Annotated in this window: 5 protein-coding genes; 2 read left to right on the forward strand and 3 right to left on the reverse strand. The window is 61.5% G+C overall.

What is annotated here, in order from left to right; translation table 11 throughout:
- Positions 1-2 precede the first annotated feature (2 nt).
- Together QM685_RS08510 and QM685_RS08515 are read left to right on the forward strand one after the other, a co-directional pair.
- On the forward strand, positions 3-299 hold the full coding sequence (locus QM685_RS08510; protein WP_415114695.1) for a 4Fe-4S dicluster domain-containing protein: 297 nt from the start codon (positions 3-5) through the stop codon (positions 297-299).
- A gap of 39 nt (positions 300-338) precedes the next feature.
- Positions 339-1055 carry an O-methyltransferase gene (locus QM685_RS08515; RefSeq protein WP_415114697.1) on the forward strand — a complete coding sequence of 239 codons (717 nt, stop codon included), beginning with the start codon at positions 339-341 and terminating at the stop codon, positions 1053-1055.
- Between the two features lie 111 nt (positions 1056-1166).
- Here the strand turns inward: QM685_RS08515 and acnA are convergent, their stop codons facing one another.
- The 3 genes from acnA to QM685_RS08530 are packed head-to-tail and all read right to left on the reverse strand — an operon-like array spanning position 1167 to position 5933.
- Positions 1167-3881, reverse strand: coding sequence for an aconitate hydratase AcnA (gene acnA / locus QM685_RS08520; RefSeq protein WP_415114699.1), 2715 nt, complete (start codon positions 3879-3881; stop codon positions 1167-1169).
- A gap of 42 nt (positions 3882-3923) precedes the next feature.
- A complete protein-coding gene (locus tag QM685_RS08525; RefSeq protein ID WP_415114701.1) occupies positions 3924-5375 on the reverse strand; it encodes a bifunctional 2-methylcitrate dehydratase/aconitate hydratase in 1452 nt (483 codons plus the stop codon).
- Positions 5376-5414: 39 nt separating this feature from the next.
- A complete protein-coding gene (locus tag QM685_RS08530; RefSeq protein ID WP_415114703.1) occupies positions 5415-5933 on the reverse strand; it encodes a hypothetical protein in 519 nt (172 codons plus the stop codon).
- Positions 5934-6133: the final 200 nt, after the last annotated feature.

Genomic DNA, 6133 nt, shown 5'->3' on the forward strand with positions numbered 1-6133 from the left:
ACATGCGCGAGAAATCAACGGGCGACTGCAAACAGAAGCCGGGCGTGATTGTGCCCGTCGTTGATCTGAAACGTTGCGAAGGCAAGGGCGATTGCCAGGAAGTCTGCCCCGAGAATGTGTTTGAGATCCGGCGCATCGATCAGGTCGATTATGTCGGCCTCGCTTTGATGCATCGCCTCAAGCTGCGCGTGCATGGAATGAAAGTCGCCTACACACCGAACGCGCAAGCCTGCCGGTCGTGCGGTCTTTGCGTGACGGCGTGCCCTGAACGCGCGATCAAGCTCGCCAGAACGGCATAGCGTTTTCATCGGCATTATCGATCTCGTCAAGGAGCGCACATGGCTTCATCGACCACAATTCTTTTGCGGCGGCTTCACGAACAGAGCCAGACAGAAGTGATAGCCCGCGCACGCGCGCAGTTCCAGGGATCGAGCGAGGAGTTTCTGACTCTCGCGGAAGAATACGAAACACTCGCGCCTCGACTGCGTGGACGGTTTCTCGAAACGCTCGGACTATCCAGCGAAGATTTCGAATCCTCGCAAGGTACTCCTTTATCGTTAGCCGTGTCGGCGGAAACGGGAAGGTTTTTGCGCAACATGGTGCTTTCGCACAGACCGGCCCGAATCCTCGAACTCGGTAGTTCCTGCGGCGTATCCACGCTGTATTTCGCCGAAGCCCTGCGCACGTTGGGCAGCGGCACGGTTGTAGCGACTGAACTCGATGCTGTCAAATGCGCGCATCTCCGGGCCCACGTGAGAACGGCGGGCGTGGACGCTTATGTCGACCTGCGAGAAGGCGATGTATTCCAGACCGTTTCCGAACTGGACGGCACTTTCGATATGGTGTTTATCGACGTATGGGCCAATACCTATCTGGATCTATTCAAGCGAATTGAGCGTCTGCTGCGCCCGGGATCTATCGTTCTCGCCGACAACATGTACACGGCCGAGGACGCTGTTCGGCCCTACAAGCAGTACCTCGACGACGATCCGCGCTTTTCGACCACGACGCTGGACTTTGAATCGGGGGTCGAATTTACAGTCGTCGTTTCTTGAGCTGATTGAAATAAAAAAAGCCCGACCTGAGGTCGGGCTTCAAAGTCGGCTGCGCCCTCCACAGGACGCAGCCCCTGCAAAACAGCGAGGCTGTTTGTGTCGCCGCTGAACTTAAGCAGCCAGCAGCGAGCGCAGCACGAACGGCAGAATACCGCCGTGCTTGTAGTAGTCGACTTCGATCGGCGTGTCGATGCGCAGCAATACCGGAACGCGCTTGTCACCGTCCTTGCCGTGGATCACGAGCGTGACTTCCTGTTGCGGCTTGAAGTCGTCGCCGAGGCCTTCGATGTCGTACGTTTCTTCGCCGGTGATGCCGAGCGACTGCACGCTATCCGAGCCCTTGAACTGCAGCGGCAGAACGCCCATGCCGACCAGGTTCGAACGGTGGATCCGCTCGAAGCTGCGGGCGACCACGGCCTTCACGCCGAGCAGTTGCGTGCCCTTCGCGGCCCAGTCGCGCGACGAGCCCGTGCCGTACTCTTCGCCCGCGAACACGACGGTCGGAGTGCCGGCGTCGATGTACTTCATTGCTGCGTCGTAAATCGACATCTGTTCGCCGCTCGGCTGGTGAATCGTCAGGCCGCCTTCGACGCGCGTGCCGTCGGCCTTCGCCGGGATCATCAGGTTCTTGATACGGACGTTCGCGAACGTGCCGCGCATCATCACGTCGTGGTTGCCGCGGCGCGAGCCGTAGCTGTTGAAGTCGGCCTTCTGCACGCCGTTTTCCTTCAGCCACTTGCCTGCCGGCGAATCTTCCTTGATCGAGCCTGCCGGGCTGATGTGGTCGGTCGTGACCGAGTCACCGAAGATGCCCAGTGCGCGCGCGCCCTTGACCGGCGCGATGCTGTCAGCCGGCGTCATCGAGAACTCCTTGCCGAAGAACGGCGGCTCGGCGATGTAGGTCGACTTCGGCCAGTCGTAGACCTGGCCTTCCTCGCCCTCGATCTTGCTCCACAGATCGCCCTTCTTGGTGAGGTGCGAGTAGTTCGTGCGGAACGCGTCGGCATCGAGCGCGTACTTGAGCAGCGCGTTGACTTCTTCGCTGGTCGGCCAGATGTCGCCGAGGTAGATGTCCTTGCCGCCCTTGCCTTTGCCGACCGGCTCGGTCATCAGGTCGCGCGTGATGTTGCCGGCGATCGCGTAGGCAACGACGAGCGGCGGCGACGCGAGGAAGTTCGCGCGGATGTTCGGGTGAATACGCGCTTCGAAGTTGCGGTTGCCCGACAGCACCGCCGCCGCGACGATGTCGTTCTTCGTGATCGCTTCGTTCAGTTCCGGCGTCAGATCGCCCGCGTTACCGATACAGGTCGTGCAGCCGTAAGCAGCCAGCGTGAAGCCGAGCTTGTCGAGGTATTTCAGCAGGTCGGTCTTCGTCAGGTACTCGGTGACGATACGCGATCCCGGCGCGAGCGACGTCTTGATGTGCGGCGCGACCGTCAGGCCGGCTTCGACAGCCTTCTTCGCGAGCAGGCCGGCAGCCAGCAGCACGCTCGGGTTCGACGTGTTCGTGCACGACGTGATCGCGGCGATCAGCACGTCGCCGTTCTTCACGTTGACGCCGTTGCTGGTCGTGTATTGCGTGTCGAGATCGGCTTCCTTCTTCGCGAAGCCGTTTTCAGCGACCGGCTTCGAGAACAGCTCGGTGAAGGTCGACTTCACGTTGCCGATTTCGATGCGGTCCTGCGGACGCTTCGGGCCTGCCAGCGACGGCGCGACGGTGCCGAGATCGAGCGTGACGACCTTCGTGTAGTCGATGTCGCCTTCGCTCGGAATGCCGAACAGCTCCTGTGCCTTGAAGTAGTTTTCAAACGCGGAAATTTCCGCATCGGTGCGGCCCGTGCCCTTGAAGTAGTCGATGGTCTTTTCGTCGACCGGGAAGAAGCCCATCGTCGCGCCGTATTCCGGCGCCATGTTGCCGATCGTCGCGCGGTCCGGCAGCGACAGCGAGCGCGTGCCTTCGCCGAAGAACTCGACGAACTTGCCGACCACTTTTTCCTTACGCAGCAGTTCGGTGATCGTCAGCACGAGGTCGGTCGCGGTCACGCCTTCGCGCAGCTTGCCTTTCAGGTTCACGCCGACCACGTCCGGCGTCAGGAAGTACACCGGCTGGCCGAGCATGCCCGCTTCGGCCTCGATGCCGCCCACGCCCCAGCCGACCACGCCGATGCCGTTGATCATCGTGGTGTGGCTGTCGGTGCCGACCAGCGAATCCGGGTAGTACACGGTGTCCGCGCCGTCGGCCTTCTTGTGCACGCCGCGCGCGAGGTATTCGAGGTTCACCTGGTGAACGATGCCGACGCCCGGCGGCACGACCTTGAACGTGTCGAACGCCTGCATGCCCCACTTCATGAACTGGTAGCGCTCGTTGTTGCGCTGGAATTCCAGCTTCATGTTCAGGTCGAGCGCGTTCTTCTCGCGGAAGTGGTCGATCTGCACCGAGTGATCGACGACGAGATCGACCGGGACCAGCGGCTCGATCGACTTCGGGTTCTTGCCGACGGCCTTCGCGACGCCGCGCATTGCCGCGATGTCGGCGAGCAGCGGCACGCCGGTGAAGTCCTGCAGCACGACGCGCGACACGACGAACGGGATTTCGTCGACGCGCGCGGCGGTCGGCTTCCAGTTCGCCAGTTGCGTGATGTGTTCTTCGGCGATTTTCTTGCCGTCGTAGTTGCGCAGCACCGATTCCAGCACGATACGGATCGAAACCGGCAGGCGGTCGATCTTGAGGTTCAGTGCCTTGCCGAGTTGCGGCAGGGAGTAGAACTTGCCTTTGCCGGAACCGCTGTCGAATTCCTTGAGCGTTTTGTGGAGGTTGTGGGCCATGGTGTTTTCCTTGGTTTGGATCGCGGAACTACAGTACTTAACCTAGATGACGTACAGATCGACGTATTCATTGACCGGCATCGATTCGAGCCTGGCCTGATCGAGCGACACGTCGAGAATCGCCAGTTGCTGCTTGACCGGAAAGCGCCGCGCGAGATTGGTCCTGAACTTCTCGACCAGCAACGGAATGCCGTCTTCACGGCGGCGCTTATGACCGATCGGGTATTCGACTACGACTTCGTCGAACTTCGACCCGTCGTTGAATTCGATCGTCAGCGCATTGGCGATCGAACGCTTCTCCGGGTCGTGATAATCCTTCGTGAACTGCGCGTCTTCGACGCACTCCATCTTCGCGCGCAGTTCGTCGATACGCGCGTCTTGCGCGACCGGGTCTTCGTAATCCGCGGCCGTCAGACGGCCGTGGATCAGCGGCACCGCGATCATGTACTGGATGCAATGGTCCCGGTCGGCCGGATTGTCGAGCGGGCCTTTTTTATCGATGATGCGAATCGCCGCTTCGTGCGTGCGGATCGTGATCTTGCGGATGTCTTCGACGCGCTTGCCCGCCGCGTTCAATTGCGCATGCAGCGCGAGCGCCGCTTCGACCGCGGTCTGCGCGTGAAACTCGGCCGGAAACGAAATCTTGAACAGCACGTTTTCCATCACGTACGAGCCGTACGGGCGCTGGAATCTGAATGCGTTGCCCTTGAACAGCACGTCGTAAAAGCCCCACGTCTTCGCGGTGAGTACCGACGGATAGCCCATCTCGCCGGTCTTCGAAATCAGCGCGAGACGTACCGCGCGCGAGGTCGCGTCGCCCGCGGCCCACGATTTGCGCGAGCCCGTATTCGGCGCATGGCGGTAGGTGCGCAGCGCCTGCCCATCGACGAGCGCCTGCGATACCGCGTTGATCAGCTCATCGCGCGTGAGGCCGGTCATCTGGCCGGCCACCGCGGTGGAGGCGAGCTTGACGAGCAGCACGTGATCGAGCCCGACCTTGTTGAACGAGTTCTCGAGCGCGATGCAGCCTTGAATTTCGTGCGCCTTGATCATCGCGATCAGGACGTCTTTCATCGTCAGCGGCGCCTTGCCCGCTGCGATGGCGGTGCGCGAGAGCCAGTCGGCCATCGCGAGAATTGCGCCGAGGTTGTCCGACGGGTGGCCCCATTCGGCGGCGAGCCACGTGTCGTTGAAGTCGAGCCAGCGGATCATCGCGCCGATGTTGAAGGCGGCCTGAACCGGGTCCAACTGGAACGACGTGCCCGGCACCTTCGCGCCGTTGGGGACGATCGTGCCCGGCACGATTGGTCCCATCAGCTTGGTGCAGGCCGGGTAGGTGAGCGCTTCGAGTCCGCAGCCGAGCGTGTCGATCAGGCAATGACGCGCGGTTTCCAGCGCGAGCGCGCTGTCGATCCGGTAATCCAGCACGTAGTCGACGATATCGACCAGGACGGCGTCCGGGGCGGGTCGTACGTTGGAAATCGGAGCTGACATCGGCGGAGCAGACATCTGGAAGCGTTCCTGGCGGCGGGATCAGTTGCTGGTCTTGCTGATCGCGTTCGATTGCGTTGCAGCCGGCGCGCCTTGCGCCATCGCGGCCGTCTTGCACTCGTCGGCGAGACGCGAGCTGTCCTTGTCCTGGAACAGCATGGCCTTGGTCGGGATCACGACCAGGTCCATACCGGTCGCGGCGTCGTGGAAACGGTCCGCGCCGGTCGTGGTCGCTTCGCGCGGCAGGTTGTAGTTCTTGTTCGCCCAGTGAACGGTGACGATCTGGTCACGCTTCATGTCGCCTTTCATTTCGAAAGCCAGACCGTCCTTGCACGACCACTTTTCCGCGCCGTCCGGGATCGGATCGACCTTCGCTTCCTTCGCCGGATTCGGTTTGCGCTTGATCAGGCGGCGCGGTTCCGGCCTTTTCGCGACGGCCTTGGTGGCCGGCTTTTTCGTGGTGGTGGTGGTGGCCGTGTCCGCTGCGGCGGCGTCAGTCGCGACGGACAGCATCGTCGTGGACAGGGCGCCAATCACGGCGGCGATCATCAGCTTTTTCATGGAGAAAACCTTTCTATCTAAAATCAGTTAAACAGTGCGCGGACGACCGGTCCGGCGGCCGCGCGGGTTGAACTGCACGCGCTGGGGAGCGCGCAGCGACCGCTATTTTCTCCTATTTAGCGGCACGAACTTTAAATTCTCGGGTCCGGTGTAATTCGCGCTCGGGCGGATGATCTTGTTGTCGATACGCTGCTCGATGA

This window comes from Paraburkholderia sp. (assembly GCF_047605525.1).
GTDB lineage: Bacteria > Pseudomonadota > Gammaproteobacteria > Burkholderiales > Burkholderiaceae > Paraburkholderia.

Bases quoted from the DNA above. Each gene is read 5' to 3' on its own strand.
- QM685_RS08525 (WP_415114701.1), bottom strand. From the start codon at position 5,375: ATGTCAGCTCCGATTTCCAACGTACGACCCGCCCCGGACGCCGTCCTG.
- QM685_RS08510 (WP_415114695.1), top strand. From the start codon at position 3: ATGCGCGAGAAATCAACGGGCGACTGCAAACAGAAGCCGGGCGTGATT.
- acnA (WP_415114699.1), bottom strand. From the start codon at position 3,881: ATGGCCCACAACCTCCACAAAACGCTCAAGGAATTCGACAGCGGTTCC.
- QM685_RS08530 (WP_415114703.1), bottom strand. From the start codon at position 5,933: ATGAAAAAGCTGATGATCGCCGCCGTGATTGGCGCCCTGTCCACGACG.
- QM685_RS08515 (WP_415114697.1), top strand. From the start codon at position 339: ATGGCTTCATCGACCACAATTCTTTTGCGGCGGCTTCACGAACAGAGC.